19 protein-coding genes and 1 tRNA gene are annotated in these 21,611 nt (G+C 37.8%); 18 read left to right on the top strand and 2 right to left on the bottom strand.

Translation table 11 applies throughout. The annotated features are described in order from the left end of the window. The first annotated feature begins 2 nt into the window (after positions 1 to 2). The 9 genes from ligA (at position 3) to RZ78_RS04915 (ending at position 10,622) form a co-directional block, all read left to right on the top strand. Positions 3 to 2,021: an NAD-dependent DNA ligase LigA gene (gene ligA / locus RZ78_RS04955; RefSeq protein ID WP_054608311.1), complete on the top strand. Its 2,019-nt coding sequence runs from the start codon at positions 3 to 5 to the stop codon at positions 2,019 to 2,021. 18 nt (positions 2,022 to 2,039) lie between these two features. Continuing rightward, positions 2,040 to 3,140 carry a CamS family sex pheromone protein gene (locus tag RZ78_RS04950; RefSeq protein WP_081006913.1) on the top strand — a complete coding sequence of 367 codons (1,101 nt, stop codon included), beginning with the start codon at positions 2,040 to 2,042 and terminating at the stop codon, positions 3,138 to 3,140. Positions 3,141 to 3,201: 61 nt separating this feature from the next. Then, entirely contained in the window at positions 3,202 to 3,507 is a 306-nt protein-coding gene (gatC, locus tag RZ78_RS04945; RefSeq protein WP_041152907.1) for an Asp-tRNA(Asn)/Glu-tRNA(Gln) amidotransferase subunit GatC, read from the top strand. A 5-nt stretch (positions 3,508 to 3,512) separates the two neighbouring features. After that, entirely contained in the window at positions 3,513 to 4,973 is a 1,461-nt protein-coding gene (gene gatA / locus RZ78_RS04940) for an Asp-tRNA(Asn)/Glu-tRNA(Gln) amidotransferase subunit GatA (protein ID WP_054608310.1), read from the top strand. Continuing rightward, on the top strand, positions 4,973 to 6,394 hold the full coding sequence (gene gatB, locus RZ78_RS04935) for an Asp-tRNA(Asn)/Glu-tRNA(Gln) amidotransferase subunit GatB (protein WP_034531560.1): 1,422 nt from the start codon (positions 4,973 to 4,975) through the stop codon (positions 6,392 to 6,394). Before gatA ends, gatB begins: the two co-directional genes overlap by 1 nt. A gap of 19 nt (positions 6,395 to 6,413) precedes the next feature. Continuing rightward, complete coding sequence (locus RZ78_RS04930) at positions 6,414 to 7,394, top strand: diacylglycerol kinase (RefSeq protein ID WP_054608309.1); 981 nt, start codon at positions 6,414 to 6,416, stop codon at positions 7,392 to 7,394. Between the two features lie 84 nt (positions 7,395 to 7,478). Continuing rightward, complete coding sequence (rlmD, locus tag RZ78_RS04925; RefSeq protein WP_054608308.1) at positions 7,479 to 8,846, top strand: 23S rRNA (uracil(1939)-C(5))-methyltransferase RlmD; 1,368 nt, start codon at positions 7,479 to 7,481, stop codon at positions 8,844 to 8,846. 119 nt (positions 8,847 to 8,965) lie between these two features. Further along, positions 8,966 to 9,841, top strand: coding sequence for a restriction endonuclease (locus RZ78_RS04920; protein WP_054608307.1), 876 nt, complete (start codon positions 8,966 to 8,968; stop codon positions 9,839 to 9,841). Positions 9,842 to 9,950: 109 nt separating this feature from the next. Beyond that, positions 9,951 to 10,622, top strand: a complete 672-nt coding sequence (locus tag RZ78_RS04915; RefSeq protein ID WP_054608306.1) for a type 1 glutamine amidotransferase — start codon at positions 9,951 to 9,953, stop codon at positions 10,620 to 10,622. A 119-nt stretch (positions 10,623 to 10,741) separates the two neighbouring features. On the opposite strand, the gene RZ78_RS04910 is transcribed toward RZ78_RS04915, so the two are convergent. After that, positions 10,742 to 12,070 carry an APC family permease gene (locus RZ78_RS04910; protein ID WP_034531575.1) on the bottom strand — a complete coding sequence of 443 codons (1,329 nt, stop codon included), beginning with the start codon at positions 12,068 to 12,070 and terminating at the stop codon, positions 10,742 to 10,744. An 87-nt stretch (positions 12,071 to 12,157) separates the two neighbouring features. Continuing rightward, positions 12,158 to 13,708: a gluconokinase gene (gene gntK, locus RZ78_RS04905; protein WP_053792862.1), complete on the bottom strand. Its 1,551-nt coding sequence runs from the start codon at positions 13,706 to 13,708 to the stop codon at positions 12,158 to 12,160. A 219-nt stretch (positions 13,709 to 13,927) separates the two neighbouring features. On the opposite strand from gntK, the gene RZ78_RS04900 reads away from it, so the two are divergent. From RZ78_RS04900 to pstB (RZ78_RS04860), 9 genes are all read left to right on the top strand, one after another. Continuing rightward, complete coding sequence (locus RZ78_RS04900) at positions 13,928 to 14,677, top strand: GH25 family lysozyme (protein ID WP_054608305.1); 750 nt, start codon at positions 13,928 to 13,930, stop codon at positions 14,675 to 14,677. Between the two features lie 75 nt (positions 14,678 to 14,752). After that, a complete protein-coding gene (locus tag RZ78_RS04895) occupies positions 14,753 to 16,072 on the top strand; it encodes a DEAD/DEAH box helicase (protein WP_054608304.1) in 1,320 nt (439 codons plus the stop codon). 51 nt (positions 16,073 to 16,123) lie between these two features. Next, a tRNA-Arg gene (locus RZ78_RS04890) sits at positions 16,124 to 16,196 on the top strand. A gap of 144 nt (positions 16,197 to 16,340) precedes the next feature. Then, positions 16,341 to 17,204: a phosphate ABC transporter substrate-binding protein PstS family protein gene (locus RZ78_RS04885; RefSeq protein WP_054608362.1), complete on the top strand. Its 864-nt coding sequence runs from the start codon at positions 16,341 to 16,343 to the stop codon at positions 17,202 to 17,204. 156 nt (positions 17,205 to 17,360) lie between these two features. Further along, a complete protein-coding gene (locus tag RZ78_RS04880) occupies positions 17,361 to 18,218 on the top strand; it encodes a phosphate ABC transporter substrate-binding protein PstS family protein (protein ID WP_054483903.1) in 858 nt (285 codons plus the stop codon). A 14-nt stretch (positions 18,219 to 18,232) separates the two neighbouring features. Continuing rightward, a complete protein-coding gene (gene pstC, locus RZ78_RS04875; protein WP_054608303.1) occupies positions 18,233 to 19,147 on the top strand; it encodes a phosphate ABC transporter permease subunit PstC in 915 nt (304 codons plus the stop codon). A gap of 2 nt (positions 19,148 to 19,149) precedes the next feature. Next, a complete protein-coding gene (gene pstA / locus RZ78_RS04870) occupies positions 19,150 to 20,037 on the top strand; it encodes a phosphate ABC transporter permease PstA (protein ID WP_041152894.1) in 888 nt (295 codons plus the stop codon). Between the two features lie 12 nt (positions 20,038 to 20,049). Next, entirely contained in the window at positions 20,050 to 20,844 is a 795-nt protein-coding gene (gene pstB / locus RZ78_RS04865) for a phosphate ABC transporter ATP-binding protein PstB (protein WP_053791913.1), read from the top strand. Between the two features lie 9 nt (positions 20,845 to 20,853). Beyond that, the gene (pstB, locus tag RZ78_RS04860) at positions 20,854 to 21,609 is read left to right on the top strand and encodes a phosphate ABC transporter ATP-binding protein PstB (RefSeq protein ID WP_034534864.1); all 756 of its coding nucleotides are present in this window, start codon (positions 20,854 to 20,856) and stop codon (positions 21,607 to 21,609) included. Positions 21,610 to 21,611 lie beyond the last annotated feature (2 nt).

Raw genomic sequence — 21,611 nt, 5'->3', positions numbered from 1 at the left:
AATTGACTGATCAAAGTAACGATATTCAAATTGAATACAATAAATTAAAAGACCAACTAAAGACCTGGAGTCGTCAATACTATCAAGAAGATAGTCCCAGTGTAGAAGATCATGTTTATGATATCAGCTACCGTCGACTTCAAGAAATCGAAGCTAACCATCCTGATTTAATCGCTAGTGATTCACCAACCCAAAACGTTGGGGGACAAACCTTACCTGGTTTTAATAAGGTCAATCATGAAATTCCAATGCTTTCTTTAGGGGATGTCTTCTCTGAAGAAGAACTAAAGGACTTCATCGACCGCTTGGATAAGAACTATCCAGAAATCACCGAGTACAACTGCGAATTAAAGATTGATGGTTTAGCAATTTCACTTCGCTATGAAAACGGGATTTTAGTTCAAGGTTCAACTCGTGGAAACGGAACAATTGGTGAAGACATCACCAACAACCTAAAGACGATTGAATCAATTCCACAAAAGTTGACTCGTCCAATCGACATCGAGGTGCGTGGTGAATGCTACATGCCTAAGTCATCTTTTGTAAAACTAAATGAACAACGTGAAAAAGATGGTGAATCAGTTTTCGCCAATCCACGTAACGCGGCAGCTGGAAGTCTAAGACAATTAGACTCAAAGGTTACCGCGCATCGTAAACTAAGTACCTTTATGTACAACGTTGCAAATTACGATGATTTAGAAACTAATACCCAAGCTGGATTGTTGGAGGAACTTAAGGATTTGGGTTTCACCATTAATCCCACATACCGTGTGATTAAGAACATGGATGATGTTCATGACTACATCGAATATTACACACAGCGTCGTGATGAACTAAGCTATGGTATCGATGGAATTGTTATTAAGGAAAATGATTTATCTTTACAAGAACAAATCGGAACCACTGTGAAGGTTCCAAAGTGGGCGATTGCCTACAAGTTCCCACCAGAAGAAGTTGAAACTAAATTACTAGATATCGAATGGACAGTTGGTAGAACTGGTGTTGTTACACCAACTGCCATCATGAATGAAGTTCAACTAGCCGGTACCAAGGTTTCCAAGGCATCATTGCACAACCCCGATTATTTAGAAGAAAAGGGTGTCCGCATTGGTGACACTGTTAAGTTGCACAAGGCCGGAGATATCATTCCAGAAATTTCTGAATATATCCCAAGCAAACGTCCAGATGACAGTGTGGAATATGTCATTCCAACCACTTGTCCATCATGTGGTGACAAGCTAGTTCATTTGGATGATGAAGTTGCTTTGAGATGTATTAATCCAAAGTGTCCAGCTCAATTGAGTGAACAAATTAATCACTTTGCTTCTAGGAATGCGATGAATATTGATGGATTGGGACCTAGAATTGTTCAACAACTTTTTGATCGTCATATGCTAGACGATGCTGCAAGTTTGTATAAGCTAACTCAAGAAGAACTTGAAACTTTAGATAAATTTGGTAGCAAATCTGCAACGAATTTATTATCTGCAATCGATAATAGCCGTAGTAATTCTGTTGAAAGATTATTATTTGGTCTTGGAATCAGACACGTCGGTGCTAAGGCCGCTAGAAGTATCTCCGAACACTTTGGTGACATGGATAAGCTAATGGCAGCAAGTGCTAACGATATTGCTGAGATTAACGGAATGGGTCAAACAATCGCTGATAGCATTGTTACTTACTTCGAAAATCCGGAAGCACAAAAACTAATTGATGAGTTCAAATCATTGGGTGTTAATATGCAATATCTAGGAGCGTCCCAATCTGATATCGATAATTCAGATTCACCAGTTGCTGGAAAGACAATGGTCCTAACTGGAAAGCTTTCAGAATGGACACGTCCAAAGGCTAGTGAATGGTTGGAAAACCACGGAGCTAAAGTTACCGGAAGTGTTTCTAAGAAGACCGATGTTTTAATCGCCGGTGAAGATTCGGGAAGCAAGCTAACAAAGGCCCAAAGCCTTGGTGTAGATGTATGGACCGAACAAGATTTTATTGCTGTAGTTAATGAAACTAAGTAATTTGTGGAGGAAAGCAAATTGAAAAAATTAAACGTTTTATTTGTAGCACTACTAAGTGCATTAGTGTTAGCAGCTTGTGGAAGCAACGATGATAGTAGCAGCTCATCTGGTACTAAAGTTATTTCCCAAACTAGTAGCAATTATTATCAAGGTGTAATTAAGAATGGCCACTACTTAACAAGTAAGTCCAGAGGGGTTTCCGTTCAACAAAATGATAACCAATTAAATCTAAAAGGTTTTGAAAATGGATTACTAAGTATCTCAAAGGATCAATTCCCAACAGATACATACATCTTACAAGAAGGCCAATACATCGATACTAGTACTGCCGAAGATTGGTTGGGTCGTAAGAGTAAGAATAACCCTGATGGTTTAAACCCAGCGGGTAGTGACGCCAAAGAACCACTTTACTTACAACAAATGGATGAACAAGATTTCATGGAACAAAGTCATGGCGCTTTAAAGATTAAGGGGATGACGGTTGGTCTTGGAATTAATTCTGTTTACTACTACCGTAAGGAAGCTTATGGTGCTGTCTACCAAAAGAAATTAAGCGATAGTGATATTGAAAAACAAGGTAAGGAAATTGCTGATAAGGTATTACAACGTTTAAGACAAAAGAAAGACTTAAAGAACATTCCAATCGTGATTGCGTTATACAAACAAGCATCTAACGATAGTCTAGTAGGTGGTAACTTCTACTCATACTCAGTTAACAAGGCTGGAACAACTAGTGTTGATAACTGGAAGTCATTAGATATTAAGAACTATGTCTTACCAGATAGTTCAACTAGTGAAGTTAATAGTAATGACGAAGATGCTTTTGAAAACTTCAAGAACCAAGTGCAAAAGTTCTTCCCTAACTTAAGTGGTGTTACCGCTCAAGCACATTACGTTGACGGAACTCTACGTGGCTTACACGTTAACATCACCACACAATTCTATGGACAAAGTGAAATCATTAGTTTCACCCAATACGTCGCTTCTACGGCCAAGAAGTACTTACCAAACAATATTCCAATTGATATCCAGGTTTCTTCTTCAGAAGGAATTCAAAGCTTCCTATCAAGAAAAACTGGATCAAAGAATTTCTATACTCACGTTTTTACCAGTTATTAATGTGAATGTGTTAAAATACTGGTAGCGTATTATCAATATATATAAGAAAGAGGGAACAACGATGTCTGAAAAAATTAGTAAAGAGACAGTAAGTCACGTTGCATCATTGGCTAAGTTGGAATTAACCGATGAACAACTACCATACTTTACTGACCAATTAGGTAGTATCATGGGAATTTTTGATTCCTTAAATGATGTAGATACTAGCAATGTCGAACCAACATTTAGTGTTACTGATCAAATTAACGTTATGAGAGAAGATGTTGCTGATAATTGGGGACAAAGGGATGCACTATTGAATAATGCACCAGACGTTTCCGACGGATTAATTAGAACACCTACAATCATTGATGAAAGCGGGGACTAGTGAAGATGGACTATTTAGGAAAAGATATTTTTAGCATTCACGAAAGCCTGGTTAATGGTGATATTACCGCCGAAGAATTAACAAGACAAACAATTGAAAATGCTAAAAAGAACGATGAAGATATTAACGCTTTCGTCGTTTTCGATGAAGAAAATGCAATTAAGCAAGCCCAAGAAATTGATAAGGCCGGAATTGATCCAGATAACGTATTATCAGGTATTCCAGTTGCAATGAAAGATAACATGCTAACCAAGGGTGTATTAACATCTGCAGGTTCAAAGATGCTATCAAACTTCAAACCAATCATTGATGGAACGGCTGTTGCTAAGATGAAAGAAGCTGGCACTATCAACATTGGTAAGACCAACATGGACGAATTCGCCATGGGTGGTTCAACCGAAACTTCATTCCATGGTAAGACTAAGAACCCATGGAACTTAGACAAGGTACCTGGTGGATCATCAGGTGGTGCTGCTGCAGCTGTTGCTGCAGGGGATGTCTTAGTATCACTAGGTTCAGATACTGGTGGTTCAATCAGACAACCAGCATCATTTAACGGTATCGTTGGTATGAAACCAACATACGGTCGTGTATCTAGATGGGGATTAATTGCATTCGCATCAAGTTTAGACCAAATTGGTCCATTGACTAGAACTGTTAAGGACAACGCCGTAGTTCTAAATGCCATTGCCGGTAAAGATGAACATGATATGACAAGTTCAAACAAAGAAGTTCCTGACTTTACTGCAAACATCGATAAGGGTGTTAAAGGTATGAAGATTGCTTTACCTAAGGAATACTTAGGTGAAGGTGTTGATAAGGATGTTCAAGACGCTATTCTAGCCGCTGCTGATAAGTACCGTGAATTAGGTGCAACTGTTGAAGAAGTGTCTCTTCCAAACAGTAAGTACGGTGTAGCAGCTTACTACATCATTGCTCCTTCAGAAGCATCATCAAACTTACAACGTTTCGATGGTATTCGTTATGGTTACAGATCTCAAGATGCTAAGAACCTAGAAGAACTATACGTTAAGAGTCGTTCACAAGGTTTTGGTGATGAAGTTAAACGCCGTATCATGGTTGGTACTTACTCACTATCAGCTGGTTTCTTTGATGCTTACTTTAAGAAAGCCGCTGAAGTTCGTACTTTAATCATTAACGACTTCAAGAAGGTTTTCCAAGATTACGATGTAATCTTAACTCCAACAGCTCCTACTCCAGCTTACAGCTTGAAGGATGAAAAAGATCCAATCGCTATGTACATGAATGATATTTTAACCATTCCTGTTAACATGGCAGGTCTTCCAGGAATGTCAGTTCCTGCAGGTTTCTCAGACGGACTACCAATTGGTATGCAATTAATCGGTAAGCCATTTGATGAATCAACTCTATACCAAGCTGCTTACGCTTTCGAACAAAACACTGATTTCCATAAGCAAGATCCAAAGATGGGGGGAGCACAATAATGAACTTTGAAACTACAATTGGACTAGAAGTCCACGTTGAATTAAAGACTAACTCTAAGATTTTCAGTCCATCTCCCGTACAATACGGGGTTGATCCTAACTTAAACACCAACGTAATTGATTGGGGATACCCAGGGGTATTACCATCAACCAATAAAGGTGTCGTTAAATCAGGTATTATGGCTGCTTTAGCATTACATGCTGAAGTTGAAAAACACCCTCACTTTGATCGTAAGAACTACTTCTACCCAGATAATCCAAAGGCTTATCAAATCACACAAAAGGATACTCCTGATGCGCATGATGGTTGGATTGAAATCGAAGTAGACGGTAAGAAGAAGAAAATCGGTATCGAAGAAATGCACATTGAAGAAGATGCTGGTAAGAATACCCACGGAAACAAGTTCTCTTACGTTGACTTGAACCGTCAAGGTACTCCACTTATCGAAATTGTTTCAAAACCAGATATCGCTTCACCTGATGAAGCATATGCTTACCTTGAAGCTTTACGTGAAAGAATCCTATTTACAGGAATTTCTGATGTTAAGATGGAAGAAGGTTCAATGCGTGTGGACGTTAACGTTTCAATCCGCCCATACGGTCAAAAAGAATTTGGTACTAAGGTCGAATTAAAGAACTTGAACTCATTTAACTACGTAAGAAAAGGTCTTGCATACGAAGAAAAACGTCAACAACGTGTAATCATGGCTGGTGGCGAAATTCAACAAGAAACTAGACGTTTCGATGAAACAACTGGTAAAACTGTCTTAATGCGTGTTAAGGAAGGTGCGGATGATTACAGATACTTCCCAGAACCTGACCTACCAGCACTAGACATTACAGATGCATGGATTAATGAAATCAACGATTCAATGCCTGAAATGCCAGCTAGTCGTCGTCAACGTTACGTTAACGACTTTGGTTTGAAGGACTACGATGCAATGGTTCTTACTCAAACTAAGGAAATGGCTGACTTCTTCGACGCCATGATTAAATTAGGTGCAGATCCTAAGATGGCATCTAACTACCTACAAGTTAACGTTAACGCTTACTTGAATGATGAACAAAAAGACCTATCTGAAACTGAAATTACACCAGAAAACTTAGCTACAATGATTAAGCTAATTGAAGACGGTACTATTTCATCTAAGATGGCTAAGAAAGTCTTCAAGGGTATTACTGAAGGTAAAGAACCTAAGAAGTTCGTTGAAGACAACGGAATGGTTCAATTATCAGACCCAGCACAACTACAACCAATTATTGATGAAGTGCTATCAAACAACCCACAATCTGTGGAAGACTTCCATAATGGTAAAGACCGTGCTATTGGTTTCTTAGTTGGTCAAATTATGAAACAAACTCGTGGTAAAGCTAACCCACAAGTTGTTAACAAGTTATTAATGGCATCCATTAATAAATAAAGTTTAGGAGAATTTGGAAATGCAAAAAAGGGCACGTGTAATATACAATCCAACATCTGGCCGTGAGGCTTTGAAACGCAACCTGATTGATATTCTCGCTGTTTTCGAAGAAGCTGGTTATGAAACTAGTGCATACGCAACCACTCCTAAACCTAACTCAGCACGCGATGAAGCCAAGAGAGCATCATTAGATGGTTTTGACTTGATTGTTGCTGCTGGTGGGGATGGAACTATTAACGAAGTAGTTAATGGGATTGCACCACTAGAAAAACGTCCTAAGCTAGCAATTATTCCAGCTGGGACTACCAATGACTTTGCCCGTGCATTGCATATTCCAAGAGAAAATCCAATTGAGGCGGCCAAAGTTGTTTTGAAAGGTCAAACTTTCAACATGGACATTGGTAAAGCTGGAGAAAAATACTTCATGAATATCGCTGGTGGAGGTTTGTTAACCGAATTAACCTACGATGTTCCTTCAGATTTAAAGACCATTTTTGGTTACTTGGCTTATCTAGTTCGTGGAGCTGAATTGCTTCCAAGAATTAAGCCAATTGAAATGGATCTTGAATATGATGGTGGAGAATTCAAAGGTAAAGCTTCAATGTTTTTACTTGCTATGACTAACTCAATCGGTGGCTTGGAACAAATCGTTCCTGACGCCAAGTTAGATGATGGTAAGTTTACAATGATTATTGTTAAGACCAGTAACATCGTTGAAATTGTTCAACTACTTGCTAAAGTCTTAAGTGGTGGTCGCCATATCAATGACCCTCGAATCATTTACAAGAAGACCAGCAAGTTAGTTGCTAATCCTGTCGAAGACAAGATGCAAATTAACTTGGATGGTGAATATGGTGGCGACGCACCAATGACGTTTATTGATTTAAAGCAACACATCGAAATGTTTGCTAATGTCGATGAAATGCCAAAGAAGTCTATCAGTTTTGATGCTGAAAAGGCCGAAAGAGAATTCGTCGATAAAGTTGATAAATTATCATAGTAGAATTTAAAAACGAAAAGTTTTGTTGTATGATTATTTTAGAAGATTACAACAAAACTTTTTTGTTTAGAAAAAGGGGTAAATATGAAATTTAAAGCACCAGTTACAAAGAACGAAGAATATGAAGTCGATATTGTCGACTTGACTTACCAAGGCTTGGGAGTAGCCAAGATTGAGGATTATCCTTTGTTTATTGAAGACACTCTTCCAGGCGAAAAAGCTTTGATTAAGGTAATCAAAGTTAACCAAAACTTTGGTTTCGCAAAGTTAGAAAAGTTACTAACTAAGTCAGAAGATCGTGTAGAAAACATCGACAGAAACTACACTCGTACAGGAATCGCTCCATTACAACATCTAAAATACGATGCACAATTGGAATTCAAACAACACCAAATCCAAGAACTTTTCGATAAGTCCAAGATGGATGTTGAAGTATTGCCAACTATTGGGATGGATAACCCAACTCATTACAGAAATAAGGCACAAATTCCAGTTCGCTCAATTAATGGAAAACTACAAACTGGTTTCTTCCGTAAGCATTCACACGACTTAGTAACCATTGAAGATTTCTACATCCAAGATCCTGAAATCGACAAGGCTATCGTAGTAGTTAGAGACATCCTACGTAAGTACCACATCGAACCATACAATGAAACTAAGCACAGTGGTGTGATTAGAAACATCATGGTTAGAAGAGGTCACTACACTAACGAAATGATGATTGGTTTGATTACTCGTACCAAGAAGATTCCGATGGTTGATATCATTGTTCGTGAAATCAAGGAAGCCTTACCAGAAGTAACAAGTATCATGCAAAACATCAACTTGTCAGATGGTAACGGTCTGTTAGGTAAGAGTACTGTTTGCCTAGATGGTAAGAAGTACATCGAAGACAAGTTACTTGGATTGAAGTTCGCTATTTCATTGAACTCATTCTATCAAGTTAACCCGGAACAAACTGAAAAGCTTTACTCTCTAGCAATTGAAAAGGCTCAACTAGATGGTACTCAAACAGTAATTGATGCTTACTGTGGTATCGGTACTATCTCATTAGCCGTTGCTGAACATGCTAAGAAGGTTTACGGTGTGGAAATCGTTAAGGAAGCCATCGAAGATGCTAAAATTAACGCTCAAAAGAACCACATCAATAACACTACTTTTGTAACAGGTAGTGCAGAAGATCAAATGGAAAAATGGCAAGCGCAAGGATTGAAACCAGATGTTATCATGGTTGATCCTCCACGTAAGGGACTTGCATCATCATTCATCGACAGTGCTGCTCAAGTAGCACCTAAGAAGATTGTTTATGTATCATGTAACCCATCAACATTAGTACGTGATGCTCGTCGTTTAGCTGAATACGGTTATGAAATTACTCAACCAGTTCAACCGGTTGACCAATTCCCACAAACTGTTCACGTTGAATCAGTGACTGTATTTGAAAAGAAATAGGTAAGAAAAAAGACACCCTGCGACAGGGTGTCTTTTTATTTCTCATTAACTGACATTGTTAACAGTTAATCTAAGCTTTATAATTAAACTTATAATAAAAAACATGGAGGCATTTTCTTATGTCTAAAACTAAGCAGGATATTGAAGAAGAAAAGGCAATGATAGAAGCCCTAAAAGTTATGCAAACTCTCGGAGGGAAAATGACCCGAAAAGAAATTAGGGGTGAAATTAGAGATAATTCTGATGTATTTTCTGAAGACGAAGTCGACAAAGTAAAGGTTTCAAAAAAATCTGGCGCTAAATATCATCCTTTCCAATACCTATTTAATCATGCGGTTAAGAAGTTAATAAAATCAGGCTATTTTATAACTGAAGATAATAGAGTTTTAGAATTGTCTGAAAGTGGAAGAACTGTTGACCTGAATAACTTTTCCAGAAGTAGGGATGTATTGCCATTTTTGAATAATGATAAGAAATCGAAGGCTAAGGTTGATGAAATTGTTGATGATCTTGATGATGATTCAGTAGATAATGAACCTTGGAGAGACCAATTATTGAATGCATTGATAAGTATGAGCCCACAAAAGTTTGAACTATTTAGCCGAGGCTTATTAAAGCAAATGGGGGTCGATATCGATGATGAAATTGGCATCCAATATGTTGCTGACGGTGGATTAGATGGATTTGGATACATTACATCTGACGACTTTAGAACTACTAGAGTTGCACTACAATCTAAAAGATGGGAAAACAAAGTTTCAACACCTGAAATTGATAAGTTTAGAGGCGCAATGGATAAATATAATGCGGAGTTTGGTATTTTTATTACCACCTCAGACTTTACAAGAGAAGCAATTAAAGTCGCTAGACAAGGAACAAGAGTGATTACTTTAATTAATGGTGATAAGATATGTGACCTTGTTGCTAAATACCAATATTATGTCCAACCTGTTACTACATATAAAATTGGTAGCTTTTACACTGATAAAAATTAATTAAAAAGACACTTCTCCAGGTGTCTTTTTTTGCACTTCCCACATTTTAGGTATATATTACTTTTTATTAAAAACATAAAAAATTAAATATAAAAGTAGGCGAAAAATTATGCGTATTAATATTATTCAACATACTCCAAACGAACGACCAGGTTCGATTTTGGATTGGGCACATGACAGGGGACATGATGTTTATATTTACCATCCATACCAATTTGGTATCCTACCAAAGGTAGATGAAACAGATATGTTAGTTATCATGGGTGGTCCAATGAGTGTTAACGATGATATTGATTGGATTGAATTCGAACGCGATATTATTAGAGAACTTGCTGAAAAAGACGTTCCAATCTATGGTGCCTGTTTTGGTGCGCAACAAATTGCTAAAACATTCGGTGCCAAGATTACCACTTCAACAGCCAAGGAAGTGGGATGGGCACCAGTATACTTAAGATCAGAACGCATTCCTGGAATTTACAACAAGCTTACTGCAATGCACTGGCACGGTGAAATGTTTGAAATTCCAAAGAACGGTGAATTATTATTCTCCAGTGATTTGGTGGAAAACCAAGGATTCATCATTGGTGATAGAATTGTTGGTTTACAATTCCACTTTGAATTAGGTACCGACGAAGTCAGAGAGATTGTTACCAACGACAACAAGTACGTTGAAGGATCAGCTTTGAATCAAACCAATGAAGATATCTTAGCTAAACCAGTTCCAAAAGAAAACAAACAAGTGATGTATGCAATCTTAGATTACATCACACATGGCAAATAATCGCTATATTAGGAACTTTATTTATCATTAATATAAATAGACGCAACGTCCATTAAAATTGATTTAAACAATAATTTAATACGAAAAAAAGCATTCGAACTTAATCGAATGCTTTTTTATTATTTACTGTTTTTCAAATGTCTTTGTTGTAGGTAGTAAACCGGGATACCGATTAATGTTAATAGTAATCCGATTAATGCCAAACCAGTTTGAGTAATCAATGTTTCGGCAAGGATGAAGATACCACCAACTAAGGCGATGATTGGTACGATTGGGTACCATGGCACCTTGTATGGACGAATCATTTCTGGTTCCTTACGACGAAGCTTGAATACGGCAACGAATAGTAGACAGTTAAAGATCCACATAACGAACACTAACATGTCAGTTAATAGGTCAAAACTACCAGCAAAAATCATTAGAATTGCGATTACAAATTGGAAGATTCCAGAAGTGTAAGGGACGCGAGTCTTCTTTGAAAGTTTAGCGAACCAATCACTAAATGGAAGTGACTTGCTTTGACCCATGGCATAAGGAATTCTCATACCTGATAGGGTGTAACCGTTTAATGAACCGTAAACAGAAACTAGAATACCGATAGTAACTAACTTACCACCGAATTCACCGAATAGCTTGATAGCAGTTTCTGAAGCGGTGTTTTGGTTACCAGCGATGTGGTCAATTGGAAGTGTCTTTAGGAAGGCAACGTTTACCAATGTGTAGATAACCATAATCAAACTTAGACCGATAATGATAGCCTTTGGTAAGTTCTTCTTAGGGTTCTTAATTTCACCGGCAACGTCACAAACACCAATCCAACCATCGTAAGCAAACATAGTTGCTAGTAAACCTGAACCAAAAGCAGTCCAGACATTAGCGTGATCACTTGGACTAATTGGTAAGAATGAAACGTGAACAGCACCAGGAATAAATAGACCAAAAATAGCAATTAGAATAATTGGAATTAGCTTACAAATAAGGGCAACTGTTTGAACGTTTCCACTAATCTTTGATCCCAATAAGTTAATGAATAACACACTCAATGCCACAATGATTGCCATTGGGTTTAGGATGTTTGGGTTTAAATGGAATAGGTTAATTAATTGTGTTGAGAAAATAATTGCTTCAGCGGCAATGTTGGCAGGGTAGTAGACCAAAATTTGGGCCCAACCCATTGAAAAACCAGTAAGCGGACCATAAGTATAATCAAGATACTTGATGGCTCCACCAGTCTTAGGAATGGCAGCTGCTAATTCAGATACAGTCAAACCGGCACAGATAGTTAGTAATCCACCAACAATCCATGCTAAAACGGTTAGGGTAAATGAATGAGTACTGTTAACAACACTGGCGGTCTTAAAGAACACACCGGCACCGATAACAGTTCCCATAACTGTTGAAAGAGCAGCCATCATGCCGATTCCACGTTTTAATTCGTTTTCATGCATGACGAATATCCTCCTAGATAATTTTTAATATAAAAAAGGAAGGGGTCTAAATAGACACCCAACCTTTTTCGTAAATAATATTAGTTATTATTTGTCTTCGCTTTCAACATCGTGTTTACGTTGGAATTCAGCAATGTTCTTGTATTCAGTTTGAAGTTGACGACTCAAACGAATGTAGATAGGAGCTAATTCACGGTAAACTTTGTAGTTGTCAGGATTTGGCTTGTGGGCGTTAGTTACTCCAACGAAGTCCTTAACCTTTTCTAGGTCATCAATGATACCTAATGAGTACATACCTAATGTAGCAGCACCTAAAGCAGTACCTTCAAAACTTTCTGGAATAGTAACATCTTGTTCGAAGATGTCAGCTAACATTTGACGCCATAGTTCTGAACGAGCAAAACCACCAGTAGCTTGGATACTTGTTGGCTTACCAATAACTTCTTCTAGGGCAAGACTAACAGTGTATAGGTTAAATACGATTCCTTCTAAAGCTGATCTAATCATATGAGCACGAGTGTGGATACGAGTTAAACCAAAGAATGAACCACGAGCGTTAGCGTCCCAGATAGGAGCACGTTCACCACCTAAGAATGGGTGGAATAGTAATCCATCAGAACCGGCTGGAATTTGTGAAGCAATTTCAGTTAATAGGTCGTATGAATCCATGTGCATTTGTTCGGCAGTAACCTTTTCAGGTGCACATAGTTGATCTCTTACCCAACGGAAGACGATACCACCGTTGTTAACAGGTCCCCCGACAACCCATTTGTCTTTTGATAAGTAGTAACAGAAAACACGACCCTTAGGATCAATAACAGGTTTGTCAGTAACGACACGAACGGCACCAGAAGTACCAATTGTAACAGCTAGAACACCTGGCTTAATAGCATTAACACCAAGGTTAGCTAATGGACCATCTGAAGAACCGATAACGAATGGAGTATCTTCATCGATACCAATTACGTTAGCGTAAGCTTTGTTTAGTCCCTTGAATTGGTATGTAGTGTCAACTAATTCAGGAAGTTGGTCACGTGATACACCAGTTAATTCAAGTGCTTCTTCGTCCCAATCCATCTTGAAGATGTTGAACATACCAGTAGCATTGGCAATTGAGTAATCTTCTTTTAATTCACCAAATAGTTTGTATAGGATGTATTCCTTGATACCTACGAAGTAGGCAGCCTTGTCGTATACATCTTTTCTTTCATTCTTCAACCACATTAACTTGGTTAGAGGAGTCATAGGGTGAACTGGAGTACCAGTCTTTTCGTATAATTCCTTAGCCTTACCGCTTTCCTTTAGTTGGTCAGCGTAGTTAACGGCACGGTTATCAGCCCATGTAATAGCACGAGTTAATGGTTTGTGGTTTTCATCAAGTAAAATCAAACTGTGCATAGCACATGAGAATGAGATACCCTTCAATGTACCATTCTTTAGGTCAGCCTTACGTAAAACTTCAGTTAGACCTGCAAGCATGGCAGAGAAGATTTCTTCTGGATCTTCTTCGGCCATATCTGGAGTATCTTGGTATAAAGGATAACCATCGTTTGAGTATCCCTTAACTTCTCCATCGGTATCGTACAAAACAGTTTTTACACTGGTTGTTCCAATATCAACACCAATGATGTAGTTCATAACATAACTTCCTTTCGATCTAAAAAGAGAGACTTAATTTATTTTTTAATAATGTTAACTATTATAATAAAATCCACATAAAAAGTCATCACTAATTTATTTAGTTACCGCTTTCATTATATTGAAAACAAATGGTCGATTCAAGTGTTTTAACGTGTTTTATAGTAATTTGCAGTCATTATGATTATAATAAGGATATTGTACAAAAGAGGTGAGTGAATGGATACCAGAATGTCTTTGTATCATCAAAAACCAAAGCCTACAAAAAAATACGGCCAGTTTTTCAAAAAATATGCATGGTTAATCGCAATTTTAATTGTGTTATTTGGTTCCATCTTTAGCTATGTTTCATATCAAAACTATGAGAATAATATGATTAATAAGTATCAAGTTAAGGGAATCATGATTAGCCAATCTAATGGGTACATTGATTTTGTGACTTTAGCCAATACCGGCCAAAAATTTGTCTATATTCGTGCCAGTCAAGGTGCCACATATACAGATGATGACTTTAGTGATAATTTTCAACGCAGCCAGGGATCGGGTTTGCAAGTTGGTTCTTACCACGTTTTTAGTACACAAACGGCGATTAAGGATCAATTGAAGAACTTTACACGAGAAGTTGGCGATGATTACGGAACATTACCGCCATTAGTAGAGGTGATTTCACCTTTATCTGATGATCAAGTTCATCGACTTTCTGATTTCATTTACATGGTTCATAAATACTATGACACCAACGTAGTTGTAAGAAGTAGCACGAGTGTCTTCAATCGATTAGACGAGAAAGTAGAACATGATGTGCAGTTCTTTAGCGGAAACGTTAATAATAAACGGGCCAATTTTATCGAAGTGAAGAATAATAGGAAAATTAATATTGATGGTTCAAACGTCTATGTTAATCAAATTGCCTTTAATGGTAACAAGAAAGGTTGGCAACAGTACCTATTGAAGAATCAAGACCGTTAATAAACATCGATATTAATGAAGATATTTGCTAAAATAGAACATATATTAATTCGAATTTAAGTAGGGGAACCCAGAATGTTAGAACAATTTCAAAAGTATTTTAACAAGCTTGGATATGATAAACAGACGCTGATTCAAGAGCGTGTCTATCCAATTATCAAGAACCATGATAGTGTCTTAGGACTATCACCAACCGGATCTGGAAAAACAGTTGCATTTTTAACTCCAAGTATCGAAATTCTAGAACCTGAAGGTGGTTCACAATTACTAATCATCGAACCATCTCAAGAGCTAGCAATTCAAACCGCAAAGGTAGCTAGAAACTGGGCTAATTTGCGTGGAATGAAAGTGTTGGCTTTAACTGGTGGTGCCAACATCAAACGTCAAATGGAACGCTTGAAGAAGCATCCTGAAGTAATCGTTGGTACTGCAGGTAGAATCAAGAACTTAATTGATGACAAAAAGTTAAAAACACATCTTTTTTCTACTATTATAATTGATGAAGCTGACGACCTATTACAAGGTGAAACTTTGACCACGGTTAGAGACATTGTTTCTTCCATGATGTCAGATGTTCAATTGGAATTCTTCTCAGCTACAGCGACACCAATTCTAGATCAATTATCAGGTTGGTTTGGTAACCGTGACATCAAAAAGGTTGACGTCCGTGCTGAAGACAAGACCCAAGGTCACGTCGAACACGGCATGATGAATGTCTTACGTAAGAATAGAAACAAGATGTTGGCACGTTTGCAACACGTTGCTGGGTTCAAAGCATTAGTATTCTTCAACCAAACAGTTGATTTGAATAAGACTTATAGTTTCTTTGTTCATAATCACTATCAAGGTGTGGCCAAACTAACATCTGATCAAAATCAAACCAAGCGTCAAAAGGCGATGGACGATTTCAGATTGGGACGTATCAAGTTATTATTAACCACTGATGTTGCCGCTCGTGGTTTGGATATTGCAAAGTTACCGGCAATTGTTAATTACGATTTACCTGATGAAGCCATCGACTATGTTCATCGTGTTGGTAGAACTGGTCGTATGGGTGAAGACGGAATGGTGATTAACTTTGGTGATGACCATGACCTAAGAGATTTGAAGAACTTATTATCTGATTATGATTTTGACTTCCAACCAAGTTACTTCTATAAGAATAAGATTGTAAAGTCTGTTCCGAAGACTGCCGAAAAAGTCGTTGAAGTGGTAGAAAAAACAGCTAATAACGATAAATCTTCTAAGGATGAGTCAAGCAAGCCTCGTGTTAAGAAGGTTAAAAAACAAGTGGTTTCTAACCCAGCACCTAAAAAACGCGTTAAGAAAAACAAGCATACCAAGAACAAGGGAATGCGTAACAAATGGCGTAAAAACAACAACAAGCAGGGTTAAAGAACTTTACAATAATTTACTAAAATGCGACAATATTAATTGTCGTTTAATGACTCCATAGCACAACTGGATAGGGCGACCGCCTCCTAAGCGGCTGATCTCGGTTCGATTCCGAGTGGGGTCATAAAAAAGTACTCACATTTTTAAAAGTGAGTACTTTTTTTATATTTACATAACTTTTACATTAAAATAACTTTAAATTTACAAACCATCGATATACTAAGCTTGTAACATAAAATATTGGTTAGGAGATATTGATATGATTAAAATGAATAAGGTTCTATCAATTGCTTCAGTTGTTTTAGTTTCAGGTTCATTATTAGCTGCCTGTGGTAGCACAAGCGGTTCACAAGCTAGCGGGGATGTATCAGTTGTCGGTTCAACTGCTTTACAACCATTAGTCGAACAAGCTGCAAAGGATTACCAAAAGGATAATTCAGGTGTTAACATTTCTGTTCAAGGTGGCGGATCTGGAACAGGATTAAGCCAAGTTCAATCCAAGAGTGTTTCAATCGGTAACTCAGATGTGTTTGCCGAAAACCAAAGTGGAATTGACGCTAGCAAGTTAACAGATAACAAGGTTGCCGTAGTTGGGATGGCACCAGTTGTTAACAAGGGTGTTGGTGTTAAGAACATTTCACTAGAAAACCTAAAGAAGATTTTCACTGGTAAGATTACCAACTGGAAAGAACTTGGTGGTAAGAACCAAAAGATTGATGTTATCAACCGTGTAAAGGGAAGTGGAACTAGAGCTACTTTCGAAAGTAACGTTTTGAAGGGTGCTTCAGCTATCCAAACCCAAGAACAAGATTCTAACGGTGCAGTAAAGAAGATTGTTTCGACTACCCCTGGAGCAATTAGTTACCTAGCATTCTCATTCATTGACAGTAGTCTTCAACCACTATCAATTGACAATGTTGCCCCAACAGACAAGAATGTTGAAACCAACGCTTGGAAGATTTGGTCATATGAACACATGTACACACCAAAGAAGGCTGACAAGAACGCTTCTAAGTTCATCAAGTACGTTGAATCTGGTAAAGTTCAAAAGACTTTAGTTAACAAGCTAGGTTACATCAGCATTTCAGACATGAAAGTAACCAAAGACAGTAACAACAAAATCGTAAAATAAACTAATTACAAGGGATCAGTTTAATAAAACTGGTCTCTTTTTTTGTACCAATTTCTAAAATTTACATAAAATTTACAAAAAATCTAAATTAGATTTACATTAAATCGGTATACTTATATTTGTAAATTAAAAAAGGATGATTGTATTATGATAAAAATTAAAAAATTAGCGATGATGACATCGGCAGTCTTATTCGCTGGAACAGTACTAACTGCGTGTGGAGTAAGCTCTGCGTCAAACGATAAAATTACAGCGGTTGGATCAACTGCTTTACAACCGTTAGTAGAAGAAGCAGCAAACGATTACCAAAAGGACCACAAAGGACTTTCAATTACAGTTCAAGGTGGGGGTTCTGGTACCGGTTTGAGTCAATTACAAGCAAAAGCCGTTACAATTGGGAACTCAGACGTGTTTGCTGAAAACCAAAAGGGAATTAAAGCCAAAGACATCGTCGATCATCAAGTGGCGGTAGTCGGAATCACACCCGTTGTTAACAAGGGTGTTGGAGTTAAAAACATCAGCATGAAAAATTTACAAAAGATTTTCGAAGGAAAAATTACCAACTGGAAACAAGTTGGTGGTAAGAACCTACCAATCGAAGTTATTAACCGTGTTAAGGGTAGTGGTACCAGAAATACATTTGAAGCAAATGTGATGGACGGCCACAGCACCGTAAAGGCACAGGAACAAGACTCAAACGGAACAGTTAGAAGAATCATTGCTACCACTCCTGGAGCAATCAGTTACCTATCATTCTCGTTTGTCGACAAGACCATCCAATCACTATCAATTGATAACGTAAAACCAATTGATAAAAACGTTGAAACCAACGCTTGGAAGATCTGGTCATATGAACACATGTACACAGCTAAGAAGGTTAGTGATAACACTAAGAAGTTCTTGGCATATATGAATTCAGAAGAAGTACAAAAAGGTTTAGTAAAGAAATTAGGTTACATTAGTATCAGCGATATGAAAGTGAAAAGGGATGCTAACAACAAAGTAATCAACTAATTGGAGGAAGACTCATGGAAATTAATAAGAAAATATTAATGCCATCCAAGGAAACACGCCAAGAAAAATTTGGTCGTACTTTAAGTTTTATCAGTATTTCAGCAATTGTCATCTTGGTGGCTTTGATTTTATACTTCATCATCTCAAAAGGGATTTCTACCTTTACTGACAACCACGTTAACTTGTGGGACTTTATCAGTAAAAAAGATTGGTCACCTTCAACCATCGGAAAAGATGGTAAGCCAGAAGTAGGGGCACTACCTATGATTGTGACATCATTCAGTGTTACTTTCCTATCTGCCTTACTTGCCACACCATTTGCGATTGCCGCTGGTATTTACATGACAGTCATCGGTCCTAAGAAGAGTCGCGGATTCCTACAAACTGTTATCGAATTACTAGTTGGAATTCCTTCAGTTGTTTACGGTTTTATTGGATTAACTATTATCGTTCCAATCGTAAGAACTTTATTCGGTGGAACTGGTTTTGGGATTTTATCAGCAACATTAGTATTGTTCGTAATGGTGTTACCAACCATCACATCACTAACAGTTGATAGTCTAAACGCCGTACCAAAGCATTTATCTGAAGCATCACTTGCCTTAGGTGCCACTCGTTGGCAAACAATCTACAAAGTTATTTTAAGATCAGCAACTCCAGGGATCTTAACAGCCATCATCTTTGGAATGGCTAGAGCATTCGGTGAAGCCTTAGCCGTACAAATGGTAATTGGTAACGCCATCTTGATGCCTAAGAACTTGATTACACCATCATCAACATTAACCAGTCAATTAACTACCGGAATTGGTAACACTGTCATGGGAACTCTAGGCAACAATGCCCTATGGTCATTAGCCTTGGTTCTACTTCTAATGTCACTATTCTTCAACATCTTGGTTAAGTTAATTGGAAAGAGAGGTAAGTTCTAATTATGAATCCAAAAGTAGTTAATAAAATTGCGACCGGTGTGATTTACGGTCTAGTAATTCTAGTCGTTGCAATTCTAGCAGCCTTAATTGGTTACATTTTAGTAACCGGTGTGCCTCACATCTCATGGCACTTCTTAACCAGCCCAGCTCAATCATTCTTAGCTGGTGGGGGAATTAGAGATCAACTATTTAACTCAATTTACCTATTAGTTCTTACATTAATCATTTCATTTCCAATTGCCTTAGGTGCCGGAATTTACTTAGCTGAATACGCTCCTAAAAACTGGTTTACTGAAATCATTAAGACAACCATCGAAGTATTAAGTTCTCTTCCATCAGTTGTTGTGGGACTATTCTGTTACCTATTATTCGTTGTTCAAATGAGAATGGGATTCTCAATCTTATCAGGTGCGATTGCACTTACATTCTTCAACTTACCGCTATTAACAAGAAACATTGAAACATCACTAGAATCAGTTTCATCACTACAAAGAGAAGCTGGATTATCATTAGGTCTATCACAATGGAAGACCATCACTGGTATCATCCTACCAGCCGCAGTTCCTGGAATCATCACAGGGATTATCCTAAGTGCCGGTAGAGTATTCGGTGAAGCTGCTGCATTGATTTACACAGCCGGTCAAAGTGCTCCATTCGTGGATTACACTAATTGGAACATCTTCTCAGACACTAGTTTCTTAAACCCACTACGTCCGGCAGAAACACTAGCCGTTCATATTTGGAAGGTTAACTCAGAAGGAATCACTCCTGATGCTAACGCCATTTCAAGTGGATCATCAGCCGTATTAATTATTGTAATTCTACTATTTAACATTTTCGCGCACTGGATTGGAAACCGTTTGTACAAGAAAATGACTTCTAGTAAGTAAGGAAGGTTTAACATGAAAAACTACAATTTAAATCAACAATATGTACGTGACTTCGCGGTCGAAAACGCAATTGAAGCTCACCATGTAAACGTTTCTTATGGTGAACACCAATCAATTTTTGACGTATCATTATCATTTCCTCGTTTTAAAGTAACTGCCATGATTGGTGCTTCAGGATCAGGTAAGTCCACTTTCTTACGTTCAATCAACAGAATGAATGACAACGTGGCGACTGTCGACGGCGATATTATGTACCGAGACGTTAACATCAACGACGACAAGATTAACGTTTATGAATTAAGAAAGCATATCGGAATGGTATTCCAACGTCCAAACCCATTTGCTAAGTCAATTCGTGAAAATATCACTTTTGCACTTAAAAAGCATGGTATCAAGGACAAAAAGGAGCTAGACGAACGTGTTGAAACCAGTCTAAGAGAAGCCGCTTTATGGGATGAAGTAAAGGACAAACTAGACGAAAGCGCGCTATCACTATCAGGTGGTCAAGCTCAACGTTTATGCATCGCACGTGCGATTGCCATGAAACCAGATGTGTTACTACTTGATGAACCAGCATCAGCGCTTGATCCAATCTCAACTTCAAAGATTGAAGATACACTAAACCGTTTGAAGGAAAAATACACAATCATCATTGTTACTCATAACATGCAACAGGCTTCTAGAATGAGTGATTACACAGCATTCTTCCACCAAGGCCACTTAATTGAGTTCAACAAGACTTCTCACATCTTTACCAGACCAAAGATGCAAGCAACAGAAGACTACATTTCAGGAAACTTCGGGTAGGTGAATTACATGACTTCTATTTTAAAAACAGAAAACGTTCATTTATACTACGGTGAAAAGGAAGCTTTACATGGCTTTGACATCGAGTTTGAACAAAACGAAATCACTGCTTTAATCGGACCATCCGGTTGTGGTAAGTCAACATTTCTAAGATGTTTAAACCGTATGAATGACTTAAGAAACAACACAACAGTTACTGGTAGTTTTAAAATTGGTGATCAAGACATCTATGCACCAACTACTGACATGACCGAATTAAGAAAAGAAATCGGAATGGTATTCCAACAACCAAACCCATTTCCTTTCTCCGTCTACGACAACGTGGCATATGGCCTAAGAATTGCCGGTGTTAAGGACAAAAAGGTATTAGACGAAGTAGTTGAAAAGAGTCTAAAGCAAGCTGCTGTTTGGGACGAAGTAAAGGATGACTTAAACAAGAACGCATTATCATTCTCAGGTGGTCAACAACAAAGAATTTGTATCGCCAGAGTGTTGGCGGTAAAACCTAAGATTATTTTGATGGATGAACCTACCAGTGCGCTAGACCCAATCTCAAGTGCCAAGATTGAGGATACTCTGTTAGAATTAAAGAAAGATTTTACAATCATCATCGTTACTCACAACATGCAACAAGCATCAAGAATTGCTGATAAGACAGCATTCATGCTAAACGGGGATTTAATCGAATACAACAAGACTTCTAAGATGTTCTTAAATCCTGACAAGCAACAAACTAGTGACTACTTAAATGGAGAATTCGGATAGGA

It is taken from the genome of Apilactobacillus kunkeei (assembly GCF_001308195.1).
Lineage (GTDB): Bacteria > Bacillota > Bacilli > Lactobacillales > Lactobacillaceae > Apilactobacillus > Apilactobacillus kunkeei_C.
The sequence above is the reverse complement of the archived record's forward strand: the minus strand, read 5'-3'. Positions and strand labels throughout refer to the sequence as shown.